Genomic DNA, 17,909 nt, shown 5'->3' with positions numbered 1-17,909 from the left:
TAACGACAATATTTCTACATTTTATTTCCAGTTAGAAATATTGATCAAAATAAAAAACTCCTACAAAGTAGGAGGGGAATCAAACAGTTGGGTCAAGAGATCCTTTGACCCATCTAACTCGGCGAATGCCGAGAGACTATATAATGAAAAGGAGGTGAGTGCGGTATGGACCAGCTTACGGACGAAGTGATATCTTTTCTTCAACAAAATGAAACAAACTTCCTCAATAAATGGAAAGAAAAAGCGATGCTCCCCCCTGATCTGACACAGCTTCAAAGAGAGAAGCTAGACAGTACGGGAAAGTTCATATTTCAAGTTGCTTTGCATGCGTTATCATTGCCGAAAGCGGACCTGCAAAGCTACTTACAGGCCAACGCCTATAAAATTGCACAAATACAAATAAGAGAAAACTCAGACATTGAAATTTTAGTTTATAATCTGAACATGGCGAAAAACATCCTTTGTGAAAAAGCATCTTATTTCTCAAAAGAGATGCAAACTTTGAAAAAAGTTTTCAAGCATTTATCTTACATATTTGATCATTTTTCATATCATGCTGTCATGCATTACAGTAGACTAAAACAGCAATTGATTGAGCAGGAAAATCGGCATATTCATTCAAGTCATGAGGACCGTCTCACTCTGCTTGGCCAAATGACATCAAGCTTCGTCCATGAATTCAGAAACCCTTTAACAACCGTTCAAGGATTTGTACAGCTCTTACGTGCGGAGTATCCAGATCTCCCATACATGGATATCATATCTTCAGAACTGGATCAACTTAAATTCCGGATCACTCAGTTTCTAATGCTTTCGAAAAAACAGGAAGCCAATCAGGAAGAAGTCATTTTCTCCTTGAATGAGCTTGTTGAGCAAGTCGCTTCCTTCGTGTATCCGAGGCTGCTTGAATTGAAGGTATCGCTTCAGCGGGAAATCGAAGATAGCCTATATTTAAAAGGAATCCAAGAAGAGATACGGCAGGTTATTATCAATATCATCTTTAACGCCATTGAGGTTATGGTAACTACAGACGCAGAATCCGTCATACTTATTAAAGGTTACCGGGATGGAGATTCTATTTATCTCGAAGCCTCGAATACCGGTCCAAAGATTCCGGACACTTTGATCAAAGATATCTTTGAACCTTTTGTCACGACCAAAAAAACCGGCACAGGGCTGGGACTTTACGTTTCGAGACAAATCATAGAAAAGCATCACGGGCAGTTATTATGCAGTTCCAATGATGAATGGACCACTTTTACGATTATCCTTCCTGCCCCGCTTCAAAAGGAATAAGAATAGTTGCTTATCGTGAATAACGAATAAAATTACATCGATATTAATCTAATTGGAAAAAGAGCGGTAAACCCCGCTCTTTTCTTTCGTATTTTTTACCACCAGGCTGCGCCAACAATGATTAATAAAATAAACAATACGACGATTAGCGCAAAGCCGCCGCCATAGCCAAAACCGCCGCCGTAGCCGTAGCCTCCAAAGCCGCAACCATAGCCACATCCGCCCCAGAACATAAACATTCACCTCCTGTATGGGAATAAGGAAAATCCCTACATAATAAAATATTCAGTTTGTCAGTTTATGTTTGGGCTTGCGCCATATGCAACTAATAACATTTTTAGTTTTACACACAATCCGCTATTATAATATATATGTAGAAACAGCACGAAGGGAGTTAAACAATTGAAATCATTAGTACTGGCAGAAAAGCCCAGTGTTGCAAGGGATCTAGCCCGGGTTCTCGGCTGCACGGAAAAAAAGAAACATTCCATCGAGGGCCCGCAATTTATCATTACATGGGCTTTGGGACATTTGATAGAACTCAAAATGCCGGAAGACTATGATAAAAGGTATAAAACATGGAAATTGGAAGATTTGCCGATCATCCCTGAAAAGATGGACCTAAAAGTAATCAGGCAAACCTTTCCACAGTTTAAAGGGATTGAACAGCTTGCCAAAAGAAAAGACATAAAAGATTTGATTATCGCGACTGATGCAGGTCGGGAAGGTGAGCTCGTTGCCCGTTGGATCCTCAAGAAGGTTCGCTGGAAAAAGCCGGTGAAACGCCTTTGGATTTCGTCCTATACTGACCGCGCAATCAAAGAGGGATTCCGACAATTAAAGCCGGCAAAGCAATATGATGCTTTATATGATTCAGCTGTTTGCAGAGCTGAAGCCGACTGGCTCATCGGGTTGAATGTGACAAGGGCCTTAACAACTAAATTCGACGATCCCCTTTCAGCGGGACGTGTGCAAACCCCAACACTAGGAATGATCATTAAACAGGAAAAAGAAATACAGTCCTTCGTTCCAAAAGAATATTGGACGGTTCATATACAAGCAGGCAATCTTGAGGCCGAGTGGGAGAACCAAGGAGAAAAAAGAATTTTTTCAAAAGAGAAGGCAAATGCCATTATTGGCAAAGTAAGAAACAAGGAAGCGGTTGTAAAAGCGATTGACCGTAAAGAGAAATCAGAGCAGCAGCCTCTCCCCTATGATTTGACTGAATTGCAGAGAGATGCAAACCGCCGATTTGGTTTTTCCGCCAAAAAAACATCGAACGTTTTGCAAGGTTTATACGAAAACCATAAAATCGTTACGTATCCAAGAACAGACTCAAGGTATTTGACCAATGATCTGGCCTCCACAATGGGTGACAGACTTGAAGCCCTTCGTTCATCATACAAAGACGATGTTCAGCCAGTATTGAAACAGAAGGTAAAAGTACTTGCCTCTCGTGTGTTCAACAACCAAAAAGTCACAGACCATCACGCCATCATTCCAACGGAACAACCGGTAAGATTGAGTGATCTTTCACAAGATGAAAGAAAACTTTTTGATTTGATCGCTAAACGCTTCCTGGCACTGTTTTACCCAGCACACAAATATGAAACACTTCGTGTGACGTTTGAAACTGCAGGGGAAACGTTCCTAGCAAAAGAAACAACTGTCATTGAGGATGGCTTTAAAGTTTTAACCAGGCAGCAAGATGAAAAGAACTTTAAGTCTCTTCGACATTTAAAACAGGGGCAAACATTAACAATCACAAACAGTCGACTTCAGGAACATATGACGGAAGCTCCGCCAAGATTCACGGAATCCGACCTCTTGGCCAGGATGGAGAAATATGGACTTGGTACACCAGCTACAAGAGCCGATATTATTGAAAAGCTTCTCAGTTCACAGGTGATTGATCGCACAAACAACCGCCTGTTCCCCACTCCAAAAGGGAAACAGCTTATTGAACTTGTTAACGATGAACTTAAATCTCCAGAGTTGACCGCCAAGTGGGAAGCTGAACTGGAAACGATCGCCCGTCAAAAAGGGAATCCTGAGCAATTTTTACAAAATATCCGAAAGCAGACAAAGCGGCTTGTGAATGAAGTAAAGCAAAGCGACAAGTCGTATAAGGCCCATAATATTACGGGTACCAAATGTCCGGAATGCAGCTCTCTTATGAAAGAAATAAAAGGAAAAGACGGACGCATTCTTGTTTGCTCAAACCGAGAGTGCAATTTCCGAAAAAGGAAGGACCCGAAACTATCCAATCGCCGCTGTCCGCAATGTCATAAGAAAATGGAAATTCATAATGGAAAAGCAGGTATGTATTTCCAATGCCGCTCGTGCAACCTTGTGGAAAAAGCCGAAAACCGGAAAAAGAAAGTCACAAAGCGGGAAGAACGCCAACTGCTGAAAAAATACACCAATGATGAGGGTTTTGGAAACAGCATGGCTGATGCATTAAAGGCGGCGCTAAAAGATAAAAAATAAAAGGAAATGGGCCGTCTAAAAAGTCCCTAAAATAAATCTGGCGGAGAAAACCTCGTTTTTCTCCGCCAGATTTTGCAAATTGATTAGCTAGCTTCTCCATTAGCGACCGTTTGGAATGATAACCTCTTGCTAGGGAAATCTTTCGCCACTAATCGTGATTTACGTGATTTAATGGAAACTTATTAAAATGGGCATCTTTCGCCCTCAATCGTTCCCGTTTTTTATTGCAAGCGAATCGTGACTGTTTTTAATGGAAGCTACAAGTAATTTCCACTTACCTTTTTGAACACCCCTTTTTCATCACGCATTCATTGTCTTATATAGATTGGCCATCTCAATGGCACCAACTGCTGAATCCCAGCCTTTGTTCCCAGCTTTTGTTCCAGCCCGTTCAACCGCCTGCTCAATCGTATCTGTCGTCAAAACTCCGAATATCACAGGAATTCCCGATTGTAGTGCAACATTCGCCGCACCTTTAGCCGCTTCGTTGCAAACATAATCAAAATGCGGGGTTGCCCCTCGGATCACAGTTCCTAAAGTAATAATCGCATCGTATTTATTCGTTTCCGTCATTTTTTTAGCTGTTAATGGTATTTCAAATGCACCAGGCACCCATGCTACCGAAACATCATCTTCGGAAACGCCATGGCGCCTTAATGCATCAAGCGCTCCGGATAACAGTTTTCCTGTAATAAATTCATTGAATCTCCCCACGACAATACCGATTTTCAATCCTGTACCAACTAAATTCCCTTCAAAGACTGTTGTCATCTTTTATCTCTCCTCATGTATCAAATGCGCCTTGGCGTATTTGCGCCCAGATTTTATCGAGCTCCGCTCGATAAATTCCCTCTGAAAATCTGTGGCATCCGCCGGAGGCTTTAACTTTATTCAGCCAAGGTTTGAACCCCCGCTGAATANCTCCGCTCGATAAATTCCCTCTGAAAATCTGTGGCATCCGCCGGAGGCTTTAACTTTATTCAGCCAAGGTTTGAACCCCCGCTGAATAGAATACCAACATGCATTCATCTCACCACTTACAGAAGTGGGAGACTTCTGCTGAAATGATGAAGTTAAAATGTCAGCAAATGTCCCAGCTTTTCTGCTTTTGTTTTTAAGTATCTTTCATTTTCATCTTTAAATGGAAGCTGAATCGGCAGTCTCTCAGTCACTACGACTCCAAAATCTGACAGACTAGAAACTTTTCTTGGGTTGTTTGTAAGCAGTTTGATTTCTTTGATTCCAAGGTCCTTGAGAATTTGTGCACCAATACTAAAATCACGCAGATCAGCCGGAAATCCGAGCTTTTCGTTTGCTTCCACTGTGTCAAATCCTTCTTCCTGAAGCTTATATGCTTTTAGTTTATTGATGAGTCCAATGCCTCTCCCTTCTTGACGCAAGTAGAGAAGGACCCCTTCTCCCTCATCGTTGATCCGCCTTAATGCAGATTCAAGCTGCGGGCCGCAATCGCAGCGGCATGAGCCAAACACATCCCCGGTAAGACATTCTGAATGCATCCGAACCAAGGTAGAGGTATTCGGTTTAATTTCCCCTTTGACCAATGCCAAATGTTCCTTATCATCCATCATGTTTGAGTAAGCAATGATTTTGAAATTCCCAAATTCCGTCGGCAAAAAAGCTTCTGCTTCCCTATGAACAAGCGTTTCCCTTGTGTTCCTGTATAAAATCAAATCTTTAATTGTAATCATGGACAACCCGAATTGATCGGCTATTTTCCTTAAATCAGGAGTTCGTGCCATCGTTCCATCCTCTTTCATGATTTCACAAATGACTCCTGCAGGCTTTGCACCGCTAAGTCTTGCCAAATCCACAGCTGCTTCCGTATGCCCGTGCCTTCTTAAAACCCCGCCCTCTTTTGCAATCAGAGGAAAAATATGTCCTGGCCTTTTAAAGGATTCCGGCTTGGCATCGTCTTCCAGCATGTTTAAAATCGTCTCAGAACGCTCGAACGCACTGATTCCTGTGTGGGAATGAACATGATCAATACTGACAGTGAACGCCGTACCAAAAGGATCAGTATTCTGGTCTGCCATTTTTGGCAATTCCAGTTCCTTCGCTTTCTTTTCCGTTACAGGCACACAAATGAGGCCTCTTCCTTCCTTCGCCATGAAGTTAATCACCTCAGGTGTGGCCTTTTCTGCAAGCGCAACGAAATCCCCTTCATTTTCCCTGTCTTCATCATCCGTTACGATAATCACCTTGCCGTTCTTCAAATCTTCGATGGCCTTTTCAATTGAATCAAACAAATTGTCACCCCTTCCTTTTTAACCGATAAAACCATTTTCAATGAGCTTATCCATTGTGATTTCAGTCTTGACTTCCTTCCGGCTTTCCAGCATGTGATAAATGTATTTTCCAAGCATATCGAATTCTATATTGACTGAGTCACCAATGTTTTTATTTGCAAGTACCGTTTCTGCTTGTGTATGCGGGACTAGAGATATAGTTATTTTTCCTCCGCTTGCTTCAAAAATCGTCAGTGAAGTGCCATCTATTGCAATTGACCCTTTCTCCACGACAAATACTTTGAACTCTTCAGGTATTTGAAAGGTCATGTAAAGTGCGTTTTCCACTCTTTTTTTACTCAAAAGGCTACCCGTTCCATCCACATGTCCACTAACAAAATGGCCTCCAAATCTGCCATTGGCAGCCATGGCCCTCTCCAGATTCACCATTGAACCTGGTGAAAGCATTCTGAGTGATGTGGCATGGAAGGTTTCAGGCATAACATCTGCCTGAAAAGAGGATCGGCTGAATTCTATCACAGTAAGACAGACACCGTTTACCGCAATGCTGTCACCTAGTTGGACGTCTTCAAGGATGCGCTTGGCCTGGATATGGATAGTGAAGGATTTCACCTTTCTGTCAATTCGCAAGACCTTACCGATTTCTTCAACAATTCCTGTAAACATTTACTTTCCCCTTTCCATCGGTTCAACAATTACTTTGATGTCTGGGCCAATTTGTTCGATTGACTTAAATACCAAGGGAATACTATCTTGTAGCGATTGTTTTGGGATTCCGGCGAAAGCCGATGTTCCTTTCCCGTCATTCAATAACTTCGGCGCCATATACATGATCATTTCTTGAAAAAAACCGGAATCAATGAATGAGGAATGGACGCTGCTTCCTCCTTCTACAAAAACAGAAAGAATCTGCTCCTCCCCTAGCCAGTCTAAGAGCGGTTCAATTTCAATTTTCTCCGCAGACATTTTTTTCACTTTGATACCTTTTTCCTCAATAGCTCGACGCTTTTGTTTATTTGCATGCTTCCCGCATACAATAATGGTCAAAGCAGCGTTGTCATTTAAAAGATTGCATTCCATAGGAATTTTCAAATGAGTGTCTAAAACAATTCGAATGGGATTTTTTCCACCCTGGGGCAATCGGGTTGTAAGATGGGGATTGTCATAAAGTACAGTATTGATGCCGACTAATATCGCATCATGGCGATGTCGATAAAGATGGACATCAAGTCTAGCTTCATCAGATGTGATCCATTTGCTGTTTCCGCTTGAAGCCGCTGTCTTTCCGTCAAAAGTTACAGCGGTTTTTAATGTGATGAATGGTTTCTTCGTCTTCATAAAATGAAAATAAAATTTGTTCAACTTTTCGGCTTGCTGTTCACAAATTCCATATTCCACTGGAATGCCGGCATTCCGCAGCTTTGCCGCTCCATTTCCAGCCACTACCGGATTTGGATCCAGCCCCGCGATAAAGACGCGCCTAATTTTTTTCTCAATGATTAGATCAGCGCACGGCGGAGTCCTTCCTGTATGTGAACATGGCTCAAGTGTGACATAGAGATCGGCGCCTTCCGCCTTTTCGCCAGCCTGTTTCAAGGCGTTTACTTCAGCGTGCGGCTCGCCGGCTTTCATATGTGCACCCATACCAAGAATCTGTCCGTTTTTGACAACAACACAGCCGACCGCTGGGTTTGGACTCGTCTGTCCAACAACAGATTCCGCCAACTGTATGGCCAAATTCATATAAAAATGCTTGTCTCCCATAGTGCCTCCTTTCTATTTTCGACGGAAAAAGCCCCGAAACAATGTTTCGGGGCACAAAAACAGCAAATTTAAATAAGCGTCATGAGTCCTTGGCAAAAATATTTTTTACCAAACTCAAATAAACATATCATTTCATAAAAAAATGTATGAGAAACAGACGCCTTTTTCCTTCTCCCATCCAGACTTTCACTGTCGGCTTTGGAATTTCACCAAATCCACCGGCTCGATGCCGAGCCGGGTCACGGACTAAGAGACATAGTCTCATCACCGCCGGTCGGGATTTTCACCCTGCCCCGAAGGAAAAATTATTCGAATTAATCCCTATTATCTCTGTTTACTTTTGAAAATGTCAAGGTTTTTCTTTTTTCCTTCTGATTAAATCTGAACAAAAATGATCTTTGTGATCGAGTTTGGTCAACAAGTCAACAACAAATAAGAGCCCTACACACAAATGTGAGAGCTCTTATTTTGCGTTTTTAACTTCAACAATTGATTCAAAATTAATTTTATGTACATCTTCTTTAACATCTACTAAAAGAACCCGTTTGTTAATTTCGTCAATAAAATGGATAGCACCCTCAACCTCTTTAAAAAAACCATCAATCCAAAGCGTAAAAACAACCTGATGATTATATTCAATAGCAATATGTAACGTCTCGTTGATCTGTTCCCATTCCTGATCGTCCAGCTGTGGTTTCTTAACACGTACCAAGTCAACACTTAAATTATTTAGTGCCCGCACATGCTCTGGTAGCATCATACGGGGAAAACTTAACTTGCATTACACTGATCATGGAAATCCTAAGAAACACCCCAAAGTACCTCACCGACACAAATAGGGGAAAAACTCTAAAGGCAATTGGGAACCAGGAAAAGGATATTAATTTTCTTCAGGAGGATAAAATGGATAAGGAAACATGGGAAGAAGTTAGAAAAGCTATTGAAGATGAAGAACAAGAAGTACTTTTATATTATAACGATGAAGAATGGTGGGTTAGTAGACTATACAGTGAAGAAAAAAGTTTTTTACTGACACGTGGTACAGATTCTTACACTCAAAAATTTGAAACTGCTGAAGAATTATTTACCAAAGGAACAGTTGATGGAAAGCCCTTTATAGAGAGAGTGAAAGATTTTGACTAAAAGGATAAGCATTGTGAAAAATTAATGAAAGCAAAACAAGCCCGGTCAACGCCGGGACTGTCTAGTAATGTCGAACGAAAGAGGCTTGTTTTTATCTCAAAGTTAGATATGCTAGATGTAATTTTCAAATCTTACTTTTCCCTTGGTTTTGGTCCTCCACGACTTCATAATCCAAGGTTTTTTTGTTTTATGACTTTAGAGTTATTAAATTGCAGGAAAAGCTACACTTAAAGATAAACTTGGGAGGATGCCGATGAAGGGCTAAGTATATACGATTGGTCAAGATTAATTTTTATCACTTTTATAATTAGTTTAATTGCTATTTCCATTATTTTATTGGTACAAAGAAAACGAAACATTGTTAACGGAGTTACATTGGCTATTCTTTCGGTAACTTCTATAATTGTTTCTGGTATTAATCTTATTATCATTGGATACATAGCTGATGAATTAAATTTAGATGGTGATATTACTTCTTCAAATATGTTTCTAATAATTTTAGGGTTAGGCATACTTAATTGGATTATTTATGCTAAAAAGCAAGACAAAAATATTAGTGCTTAATAGTAACCACAATTAAGATTGCTGATATGATGTATGCCAAGAAAAACTAAGCCCGGTCAGCGCCGGGCCTGTTTTATTTAACAAAAAAAACGAGAGAGCTTTTAAGGAGGACTTTTTCATGGATTTATTTTTAGTTTATTATTTTTTACCATTATTGTTCTCGTTTTTATGGTTTTTAAATTTAGTGAAACTATTAGAAAACCTAAAACAAGATAAAAACATTCAAACTCAAAAAATACTGGGCTGTGTTTTAAGTATTGGATTAACTTTTTCCGTCCTTTTATCAATTTTAATTATCAATTGAGTTAAACAGAGCCTAAAACAAAAAAAGCGACCCGTCCATAATTGGATAGGTCGCTCTCTTAGGCAATCGATGCCCGAATACGTTGATTATAACATACCCTTAACCATGCAACTTTTTAAGCAACTGCGTATTTTGAGCATACGTACCAGTATAGTCCTTAATACCATGCTTGGCCGACAACTTTTTTACGATTGGCAAAAGACGAGTCAGCACCAATTGATTTGAGATAATCGACTACTGATGTTGTCTTTTGATCACCTTTTGGCTTGGAAGATACTGCACCAGGCAACTTAATTTTTTGACCGACTTTTATGAGGTTTGGATTTTTAAGGCCGTTGATCCTGACCAACTCATAAAACAGTCGTTACCTCCCCACATGATCGGTAAGCTCAAAAAGGTAGTCCTCCTTTCTAAAAAAGACAATAAAAATAGACCTGCCTTCACCTTTTGGTAAAGACGGTCTATTTTGTGTGAGTAAAAACGACAGCAGAGAGAGAAACATATTATTCGAATGGGGTATCTTTAAGTTATCACCATTATAAAAAGGCGACAACATCTTAATACAATTAGTAGAAAATAATTTTCTTAGGGCAAATTCAAAACGTATTAGAGTTTTTTGCACGGCATGCTTATCTACCCGAGTGTTTGATTTATCCTTTAGTTTCTTGGATTATCTGGTACATATTAAATTACCAAAAGTAGGATAGCAATAGCTATAAAAACCCCCCCAAAAAAAATTCTCATACCTTCGCTGGTTATTGGATCCGAGATTACATCAAGAACGATGACTAAAAAATCCCAAAAGCTATTTCTTTTATTTTTTGTTTCTCTTAAAACTAGCAATATAGCAGATCCTATTAAATAAACGCCAATCAAAAAAGATATTACCAGCAAAAGAATCAATGTATTATCACCTAATTTTGACTTTAGTAATTAGTTTTTCTGTGATTATATATTAGTTTCAAAGCCTTTTCTTCTACAGTGTCACAGTTCAATTTAATGACATCTGCTAAAAAGAAACTAGATTCTCCATCAGTTAATCCTTCAAAAGAAATATTCGTGAAATTACTACTTCTTCAGAGGTTATATCACTAACAAACCCGACAATGTCGTCTTGATCGTCGCTTTCATCAATACATACCGAAACAATCAAATCTTTTTTCATTGCGGAATCAAAAGCTTCCTTAAACAAATTTGAATTTTTTAGTATTGGATTTTCAAAGAAACTTTCATGCTTTTGTTTTTGAAGAGCATATAATAATTCTATTCTTTGTTCATAATTCCCATTAGAATCAATTCTAAAAATATCTTCATTCCTTCTAACTATATAACCATCACTTATTCCTTCTGGTGTCACATGCTTCATAACAAATTGTTCGGAAGAGAAAGTTTCTATATATCCCACCGAAAATTTATCAGGTTCGTATTGATTGGAATAAATAGAAACAGCCTGACCTTTTCTAATTGAACGTTCTAAAATTGAAATATAATGGGCTACTTGATTCATATATCCACTCCGTTCTTATATACATCAATGTACCACAAATTTTCTGATCAAAAAGACTTACCCGTTTTGGATAAGTCAAAAACAAAAGGAATGATATGTTGGTGTTCTTTTATATTAGGTAGGGTACCTATCATCAGATAGAGATGGATAATTTGAAACAAATTACGTGATGAATTTACCAATTCCCTTTGCTACTTATCACTATAACATGTACCCACTTTACAAAAAATGTACGAAAATCACAGAAGATTAGACTCATCCTATTCTTCTTCGTTATCCTCAGAAGTATAGTTCTAATGAACCATTAACAAAGGGGTGTATTTGATGGCGTTAGACAGACTTTTTGAATTAACCGAGGAAGTGATCAAGGATAAGTTGGATGCTGAGGCAGTTGTGATTTTACAATAAAGTTTGATCAAAACAATCTTAGAAGTTGTTTTAACAACGTTCTTATAAAAAACAGCCTATTTTCCGATCATTTATTTTGAAAGCTTACGTGGATGTACTGCGAAATCAATGTTAGGCAAATTCTCACTTCGAACGTGTTTACTTGAACAGTCAATAATAAAAAACTGACATATAACAATTGCTTTGTTATGTGTCAGTTTTTTCTTCATATTCGAGTATATCACCAGGCTGACAATTTAATGTCTGGCAGATTTTTTCTAATGTGTCAAAGCGAATACCACGCGCTTTACCTGTTTTTAGTATTGATAAGTTAGCTTGGGTAATTCCAATTTTTTCTGCTAACGCTTTTGAAGAAATTTTTCTTTCTAGCATTACTCGATCTAGATTAATTTTTATCATTAGGAGCTCCCACCTAAATCACGTTGTTAGAATCTTCTTGCAAATTTATACCGTATTTAAAAACCACATAAAGCGTATAAACGATGGCTAACAGAAGAATGTTCCCTATTAAACTTGGCCAAGAATCTGAAAAAATATCACTGACATTGTACGCATGTACTTGCGCAAAGAACAGCTGACTAATGAATTGCAAAATGGTAAAACTAGTGATCGAGATTAAGATAAGTTTGAGGTACGTAAGATTTTGAGAAACAAAGAAGTGTTGTTCATAAATATTACCAATCATTTTATGTAGAGCGTACATAATGATAAACAAACAAGCAATGATTGCTAGCGCAGCTAAGCAAGAAAGTACTAAAAACCATACTGATAGGTCTGTGTTTGAGTTTAAATCTCCATACTGTAGCAATTGTTTTTTGACTCCGCTCGGGACCAACAATAAAGCCCCAGTCGCAAATAGTAGCATTAATCCAGCAAACGCACATAAAAATTGAGCAATTAGCGACACAATTGATAAAAATTTTAAAACGGTCTTGGTAAAAAGATTCATTAAAAATCGCCTCCTTTATTTATTGTAAAACAATAAAAGATAATTGTAAAACAATAATTTTCTTCAAGGCTCTTCCTAACATATAGCTTTAAAATTTAGTTTGATCAAAACAATTCAAAAGTCTGGTACTCCAAATGTAAAAACGGTACGATTTTATAAAAAAGTTTGATCATAATAAAAGTAAACATTGTTAAAATCAAAGCTCTACGTCAAATACAACACATATTTTAATCAATCTTTTTCAAAACGGTGCAACTTTATTATAAATTATCAATCTTTATTTCGAAGCCACACAAATATAGGCAAAGTTATAGGTATGACAAACACAATTGGTCCCTGGCTCCATTTGCTGACGTGTTTCTATCCCATGATTAAAAGCAATAAAATTTATTAGATAAATAATGTACATTCTAATTGATAAAAATAATATTTCCAATGCTACTTGGTTATAAAAAAATTTACAATAACTTGTATCATTTTATTCAAACTCATAAGTCACTCTCACTTTCTACCTGATCAAGTAACTCTGTCTTCATCAGCCTTCTGTCATTTTTTCAAACATGCACAACTTCAGAATGCCTTCCGACTGAAAAAACCTTGGATATGGTCTTCTGATATAATTTAATCCAAGGGGTTTTTGTTGCATGATATAAAGTTGTTTAAAAACTACAACCATGGTATTCCATTAAAAGACCATTTAATATTATTAAACCGTTTGGATGATGTACATCTAAATGTTTTTTTATTGCATCATTTGTACGATCGTACTAAAATAAATACATGAGTACAAATAATAAAACAAACAGACAAAAAGACATGTCCTTTATTGAAAAAGCTCGTAGAGCGCAAATTATTGAATGTGCAATTGAGACAATTGTAGAAGTTGGTTATGCACAAGCGTCTTTAGGAAAAATTGCTAAACGTGCAAATATTAGTAAAGGAGTAATTTCTTATCACTTTTTAAATAAAGAGGAACTTCTTGAGCAAGTTGTAATTCAATACTATTTAGCTTGCCATTCCTTTGTTTATCCACAAATTGAAGTTTTAACATCTCCCAAGGACATGCTTCAAAAGTATATTGAAGCGCATCTAACATTTGCAGATAAAAACCGGAAGCACGTATTTGCAGTTATGGAGATTGTGTCTAACGGGAGAACGTCTGACGGAAAACTTAAGTTTGCGACTGACCATGATGAAAATATTTTCCAACCAATTGAAGATATTCTGAGACTTGGAATGAGAGAAGGTGCATTTTGGGAGTTTTCAGCAAAATCGGCAAGAGTAATAGCATTAACAATCAGACAATCCATTGATGGTTTTAGCATTGAATTAATGAGAAACCCTCAGATAAACGTTAAAGAATATATTCAAGAACTGGTCACGATCTTTGATAAAGCTACTCGAAAGTAATACATTATTAAAGTGGGGGAAAAAGATGGTTTCATATGAGGTGATCTGTTATAACTGCAAAAAAAAATTTAGAGTTTTTCCAGGAAGCACGCGATATAAACAGTTCAAAAAAAATAGAAATAGTATTTTTTGTTGTGAAGATTGTAGTCATAATATACGTCTTGAAGCAATCAAAAACTTTTTTAGGGGCATTTGATAAAACTAAGAATATGCCTTGTTCAACTATCGGGCGCAATTGTGGAGAAACCCGGAGAATTAAAGCGAGGTCACCGATAAAATGTATATCCAGTAGCAATAAGCCCGGTCAACGCCGGGCCTGATTTTATTACCAATCACAATCTTCGTGCTCGTGTCTACGCCTGCGTTCTCTGCATCTGCATTTGAATTCACGCTCGCGTTCTCTTTCTTCACGCTCACGTCTTACTTCCCGACATTTACAAATCAGTCTTACTCGCCTTCTTCTCCGCTCGTCCTCGAAGTCAAACTCATCTTCAAAACACATATACATCTCTCCTATTCATTATTTAAGTCGGCCGACTCATTAATAATATATTGGAGATTATCGAACATGATTGGATAGATTGTCTGGTAGAAACGAGGATTTTTTTTCAGAAATAAAAAAGCCTTCCTACAATAAGAAGTGGCTCTTGAAAAATAGGGACAAACTCATTATTATCATATTTATTTATCCTCGCAACCTTTTAAATTACTGCCTATTTTTTCAAATGGTTTGTTAACACCTTGATGAACAATCCTTATTTTGATTGGGATGTCATGAATTGAAGCCTAAATCTAGCCTATTAATCAAAAGTTATTATATTTATCTAGACAGGCATTTCTAACTATGCATACGTTATAGAAATTTGAATGAAAGGAGGGAGAATATGGAATCATCTTCGTTATCGTCTTTGTTTATTCCTTCGTCTAAGTCTTCGTCCAAGTCTTCTAAGTCTACATCTACTTGCCAAAGATTAGCAAATATTATAGGTGGGGAGGTTATTACATCAGCTCCTGTCTGTCTTGTTCAACGTTTAAGAAACATTGACGCTACCATTTTGGGGCGTCGCACCCGTTCTCCTTTAGCACTTCCGTTTGCACTTTCTTTTGAAAACAACATAGGAGGAAAAACTCTTAACCTAGGTGAAACTGTTATTCTTCAAAAAGAGATTAATCCATTCCTTTCAGCATTACGTAAAAGGGGATTAATTGTTACAGCAGTTCATAATCATTGGCTTTTTGATGACCCTCGTTTAATGTATATGCATTGGGAAAATGTAGGGGATCCATTTGATTTTGCTAAAAAAAGTTTTGGTGCAGCAGTGGAAGCAGGTCTCTTTAAAAAATAACTGGCAATTGATGTTCGTCTAAAATCGGTTTATTTACTCCTGCTCGTACTTTCAAGCTTTGATCATTTGTACATGTTCAAGTAACTGGGATAAAGTCCGGCCAGCGCCGGGCCTGTTTTTATTTAAGTTATCTGATAACATCAATCGCCGCTATTTAATCACCGGGCCTTTCAATTTATGTCATGTATTCGCATTTTCATGTAGAAACCTCGATAGTTATGTAATTATTTATAAAACCATAAACCAAATAATGGTGTGGAAAATCAAATGCGCCTTGGCGTATTTGCGCCCAGATTTTATCGAGCTCCGCTCGATAAATTTCCTCTGAAAATCTGTGGCATCCGCCGAAGGCTTTAATTATTCAGCTAGGGTTTGCCCCCCCACTGAATAGAATACCAATAAGCATTCATCTCACCACTTACAGAAGTAGGAGACTTCTGCTGAATGAAGTTAAAACTTGAATAAAGACTAAATTTGTGTATAATTTTAGATAATTAAATAAAGCAAATGTTTTCTAGGGTTCCGTAACAAGTATGTTAGTCTGGTCCAAGAGAAAACTCACAGCCCTGCTGTGTCACGGAAGGATAAAAGCCTGGGAGATACTGTTTAACAGTTATCTCTTAGGCTTTTATTGTTTTATGGAAAGAATAATATTGGAGGTGTTGGTTGAATGAATACAAATTGGATAAATGTAGTTATTGCTGCGGTATTTGAGGTATTTTGGGTTATTGGATTAAAACACGCAGATGACTTTTGGACTTGGACAGGAACAGTCATCTCTATTGTGGTCAGTTTTTATTTAATGATCATGGCAGGCAGAACACTTCCAGTTGGAACGGTCTATGCAGTGTTTGTAGGATTAGGTACGGCAGGGACGGTTTTTTCAGATATCGTATTTTTTGGTGAACCATTTAAAGTAACAAAGGTTATACTGACTTTGGTTTTATTAGCAGGAGTAATTGGTTTGAAATTTGTTACTAAAGACAATGTTCAAGAAGGGGCTGAATCTTAATGGCATGGGCTTCTTTAGTAGTTGCAGGTTTATTTGAAGTGCTTGGTGTTTCGATAATAAATAAATTGCATAAAGATCGTAATTGGCAATCGCTGGTATTGTTAATTCTTGGATTTGGAGCGAGTTTTCTTTTTCTTGCATATGCAATGAAAACATTACCTATGGGAACCGCATATGCAGTTTGGACAGGGATTGGTGCTTCTGGTGGAGCAATATTAGGAATGATTTTATATGGTGAATCAAAAGACTGGAAAAGGATTATTTTTATAACAATGGTATTAGGGGCAGCTATTGGTTTAAAGCTAACTTCGTAAAATGAAGACCTCTGCCTTGATCATAAACTGGCTATGAAAGGGTCTATATGGTTCCGATCTTTTCACACTGACTAAGGCTGGAGGAAGGTCTTATTAACTCTCTTTCCACACTATGTTCCCAATACCCTTAATGTCGAACGAAAGAAGCTTGTATTAAATCAAATGCGCCTTGGCGTATTTGCGCCCAGATTTTATCGAGCTCCGCTCGATAAATTTCCTCTGAAAATCTGTGGTATCCGTCGGAGGCTTTGACTTTATTTATTCAGCCGGGGTTTGAACCCCTGCTTAATGTAATCCACAATACTTATATTTTTTAGAGCAAAGGAGTAGTTGGTATAATTCGACTGAAAAAACCTTGGATATGGTCTGCTGAGACAATTTAATCCAAGGGGGTTTTTGTTAGTTGTTTAAAAACTACAACCATGGTATTCCATTAAAGAGCCAGATTCTTGAATAACGGCTTGAACGGGATTTTGGAAATTAAGCTAATATGAATAATTTAATATAATTCTTTTCTTGAACGGGAGTGTAAACTGAGCTGTGTAAGTGAGAGAGCGTGCGGCCCTTACTTCGCAGGTCAGTTTTTATATAATTCAAACGGGAGGTTATTCTATTTGGGAAAAATATAGCGTGATGAGAAAGCTGTCAAGCTAGCGAACCAAATACTAGAAAACTACCAACCAGAGGCTCTAGAAGACATGCAATTGTAGCTTTAAAATAAAGTACGAAGCACCCGTTATCTTTATAAGAATTACATTTCAAAGGAGTATACCCTCTCAACTTTACAAATCCTAACAGTATAGTTTTTATACCATTCTTCTATGCCTTTTTCTTGTGCAAATTTATGGGCTGAGTTTTCTTTCCAATTTCTTATGGCCTCTAAGGACTCCCAATATGAAACAGTTATACCTAATCCACTATCTCTTGCACTTTCTATGCCTAAAAATCCTTGTTGTTGAGAAGCCAATTTCTCCATTTTTTCCGCCATTTTACCATAACCTCTATCGCCATCAGTTCGTTGCGAAGTAAATACCACTGCGTAATAGGGTGGTTGAGGAGTTTTTGCATTTTCTCCCATTTTTTATACCTCCATAATTTTTTAAGCATTCATTATAACTTAACATTTACAAATTAC

21 protein-coding genes and 2 riboswitches are annotated in these 17,909 nt (G+C 37.8%); of the genes, 10 read left to right on the top strand and 11 right to left on the bottom strand.

Annotated elements, in window-relative coordinates:
• The first annotated feature begins 165 nt into the window (after window positions 1-165).
• Window positions 166-1,296 (top strand): histidine kinase N-terminal domain-containing protein, encoded by a 1,131-nt coding sequence (locus D5F11_RS07100; RefSeq protein ID WP_120115326.1) that lies wholly within the window; start codon window positions 166-168, stop codon window positions 1,294-1,296.
• Window positions 1,297-1,391: 95 nt separating this feature from the next.
• Here D5F11_RS07100 and D5F11_RS07095 read toward each other — a convergent pair whose 3' ends face one another.
• Window positions 1,392-1,529 (bottom strand): YjcZ family sporulation protein, encoded by a 138-nt coding sequence (locus D5F11_RS07095; RefSeq protein ID WP_120115327.1) that lies wholly within the window; start codon window positions 1,527-1,529, stop codon window positions 1,392-1,394.
• A 169-nt stretch (window positions 1,530-1,698) separates the two neighbouring features.
• Between D5F11_RS07095 and D5F11_RS07090 the strand changes: the two genes are divergently transcribed.
• A complete protein-coding gene (locus tag D5F11_RS07090) occupies window positions 1,699-3,786 on the top strand; it encodes a DNA topoisomerase III (RefSeq protein WP_120115328.1) in 2,088 nt (695 codons plus the stop codon).
• Between the two features lie 300 nt (window positions 3,787-4,086).
• On the opposite strand, the gene ribH is transcribed toward D5F11_RS07090, so the two are convergent.
• From ribH to D5F11_RS07065, 5 genes are all read right to left on the bottom strand, one after another.
• A complete protein-coding gene (gene ribH / locus D5F11_RS07085; protein WP_120115329.1) occupies window positions 4,087-4,557 on the bottom strand; it encodes a 6,7-dimethyl-8-ribityllumazine synthase in 471 nt (156 codons plus the stop codon).
• Window positions 4,558-4,859: 302 nt separating this feature from the next.
• Complete coding sequence (locus tag D5F11_RS07080; RefSeq protein ID WP_120115330.1) at window positions 4,860-6,053, bottom strand: bifunctional 3,4-dihydroxy-2-butanone-4-phosphate synthase/GTP cyclohydrolase II; 1,194 nt, start codon at window positions 6,051-6,053, stop codon at window positions 4,860-4,862.
• An 18-nt stretch (window positions 6,054-6,071) separates the two neighbouring features.
• On the bottom strand, window positions 6,072-6,719 hold the full coding sequence (gene ribE, locus D5F11_RS07075; protein ID WP_120115331.1) for a riboflavin synthase: 648 nt from the start codon (window positions 6,717-6,719) through the stop codon (window positions 6,072-6,074).
• Window positions 6,720-7,817, bottom strand: coding sequence for a bifunctional diaminohydroxyphosphoribosylaminopyrimidine deaminase/5-amino-6-(5-phosphoribosylamino)uracil reductase RibD (gene ribD, locus D5F11_RS07070; RefSeq protein ID WP_120115332.1), 1,098 nt, complete (start codon window positions 7,815-7,817; stop codon window positions 6,720-6,722). It lies immediately after the preceding gene.
• A 162-nt stretch (window positions 7,818-7,979) separates the two neighbouring features.
• A riboswitch (FMN riboswitch) is annotated at window positions 7,980-8,122 on the bottom strand.
• 158 nt (window positions 8,123-8,280) lie between these two features.
• Window positions 8,281-8,577, bottom strand: coding sequence for a YolD-like family protein (locus D5F11_RS07065; protein WP_120115333.1), 297 nt, complete (start codon window positions 8,575-8,577; stop codon window positions 8,281-8,283).
• A gap of 143 nt (window positions 8,578-8,720) precedes the next feature.
• On the opposite strand from D5F11_RS07065, the gene D5F11_RS07060 reads away from it, so the two are divergent.
• From D5F11_RS07060 to D5F11_RS07050, 3 genes are all read left to right on the top strand, one after another.
• Window positions 8,721-8,960 carry a hypothetical protein gene (locus D5F11_RS07060; RefSeq protein WP_120115334.1) on the top strand — a complete coding sequence of 80 codons (240 nt, stop codon included), beginning with the start codon at window positions 8,721-8,723 and terminating at the stop codon, window positions 8,958-8,960.
• 375 nt (window positions 8,961-9,335) lie between these two features.
• Window positions 9,336-9,524, top strand: coding sequence for a hypothetical protein (locus tag D5F11_RS27295; protein WP_245998106.1), 189 nt, complete (start codon window positions 9,336-9,338; stop codon window positions 9,522-9,524).
• 118 nt (window positions 9,525-9,642) lie between these two features.
• A complete protein-coding gene (locus D5F11_RS07050) occupies window positions 9,643-9,828 on the top strand; it encodes a hypothetical protein (RefSeq protein ID WP_120115336.1) in 186 nt (61 codons plus the stop codon).
• A 684-nt stretch (window positions 9,829-10,512) separates the two neighbouring features.
• Here D5F11_RS07050 and D5F11_RS07040 read toward each other — a convergent pair.
• The 4 genes from D5F11_RS07040 to D5F11_RS07025 all read right to left on the bottom strand — a co-directional run bounded on the left by D5F11_RS07040 (window position 10,513) and on the right by D5F11_RS07025 (window position 12,692).
• Entirely contained in the window at window positions 10,513-10,731 is a 219-nt protein-coding gene (locus tag D5F11_RS07040) for a hypothetical protein (RefSeq protein WP_120115338.1), read from the bottom strand.
• A gap of 133 nt (window positions 10,732-10,864) precedes the next feature.
• A complete protein-coding gene (locus tag D5F11_RS07035; protein ID WP_120115339.1) occupies window positions 10,865-11,335 on the bottom strand; it encodes a hypothetical protein in 471 nt (156 codons plus the stop codon).
• A gap of 594 nt (window positions 11,336-11,929) precedes the next feature.
• Complete coding sequence (locus D5F11_RS07030) at window positions 11,930-12,142, bottom strand: helix-turn-helix domain-containing protein (RefSeq protein WP_120115340.1); 213 nt, start codon at window positions 12,140-12,142, stop codon at window positions 11,930-11,932.
• A gap of 13 nt (window positions 12,143-12,155) precedes the next feature.
• A complete protein-coding gene (locus D5F11_RS07025) occupies window positions 12,156-12,692 on the bottom strand; it encodes a DUF2975 domain-containing protein (RefSeq protein WP_120115341.1) in 537 nt (178 codons plus the stop codon).
• 780 nt (window positions 12,693-13,472) lie between these two features.
• Between D5F11_RS07025 and D5F11_RS07020 the strand changes: the two genes are divergently transcribed.
• The 5 genes from D5F11_RS07020 (at window position 13,473) to D5F11_RS07000 (ending at window position 16,774) form a co-directional block, all read left to right on the top strand.
• Window positions 13,473-14,102, top strand: a complete 630-nt coding sequence (locus tag D5F11_RS07020; protein WP_120115342.1) for a TetR/AcrR family transcriptional regulator — start codon at window positions 13,473-13,475, stop codon at window positions 14,100-14,102.
• Window positions 14,103-14,127: 25 nt separating this feature from the next.
• Window positions 14,128-14,298: a DUF2197 domain-containing protein gene (locus tag D5F11_RS27290; protein ID WP_120115343.1), complete on the top strand. Its 171-nt coding sequence runs from the start codon at window positions 14,128-14,130 to the stop codon at window positions 14,296-14,298.
• Between the two features lie 688 nt (window positions 14,299-14,986).
• Window positions 14,987-15,448 carry a DUF1259 domain-containing protein gene (locus D5F11_RS07010; protein WP_120115344.1) on the top strand — a complete coding sequence of 154 codons (462 nt, stop codon included), beginning with the start codon at window positions 14,987-14,989 and terminating at the stop codon, window positions 15,446-15,448.
• A gap of 503 nt (window positions 15,449-15,951) precedes the next feature.
• A riboswitch (guanidine-I (ykkC/yxkD leader) is annotated at window positions 15,952-16,049 on the top strand.
• Between the two features lie 69 nt (window positions 16,050-16,118).
• On the top strand, window positions 16,119-16,460 hold the full coding sequence (locus D5F11_RS07005; protein ID WP_120115345.1) for a DMT family transporter: 342 nt from the start codon (window positions 16,119-16,121) through the stop codon (window positions 16,458-16,460).
• Window positions 16,460-16,774, top strand: coding sequence for a DMT family transporter (locus tag D5F11_RS07000; protein ID WP_120115346.1), 315 nt, complete (start codon window positions 16,460-16,462; stop codon window positions 16,772-16,774). The genes D5F11_RS07005 and D5F11_RS07000 overlap by 1 nt, the downstream gene beginning before the upstream one ends.
• 751 nt (window positions 16,775-17,525) lie before the next feature.
• Here the strand turns inward: D5F11_RS07000 and D5F11_RS06995 are convergent.
• Window positions 17,526-17,852 carry an antibiotic biosynthesis monooxygenase family protein gene (locus D5F11_RS06995; protein WP_120115347.1) on the bottom strand — a complete coding sequence of 109 codons (327 nt, stop codon included), beginning with the start codon at window positions 17,850-17,852 and terminating at the stop codon, window positions 17,526-17,528.
• Window positions 17,853-17,909 lie beyond the last annotated feature (57 nt).

Source organism: Siminovitchia terrae (assembly GCF_003605405.2).
Classification (GTDB): Bacteria; Bacillota; Bacilli; order Bacillales; family Bacillaceae_C; genus Siminovitchia; species Siminovitchia terrae.
Note: the sequence above shows the minus strand (reverse complement) of the source record. Positions and strands in the feature narration are given on the sequence as shown.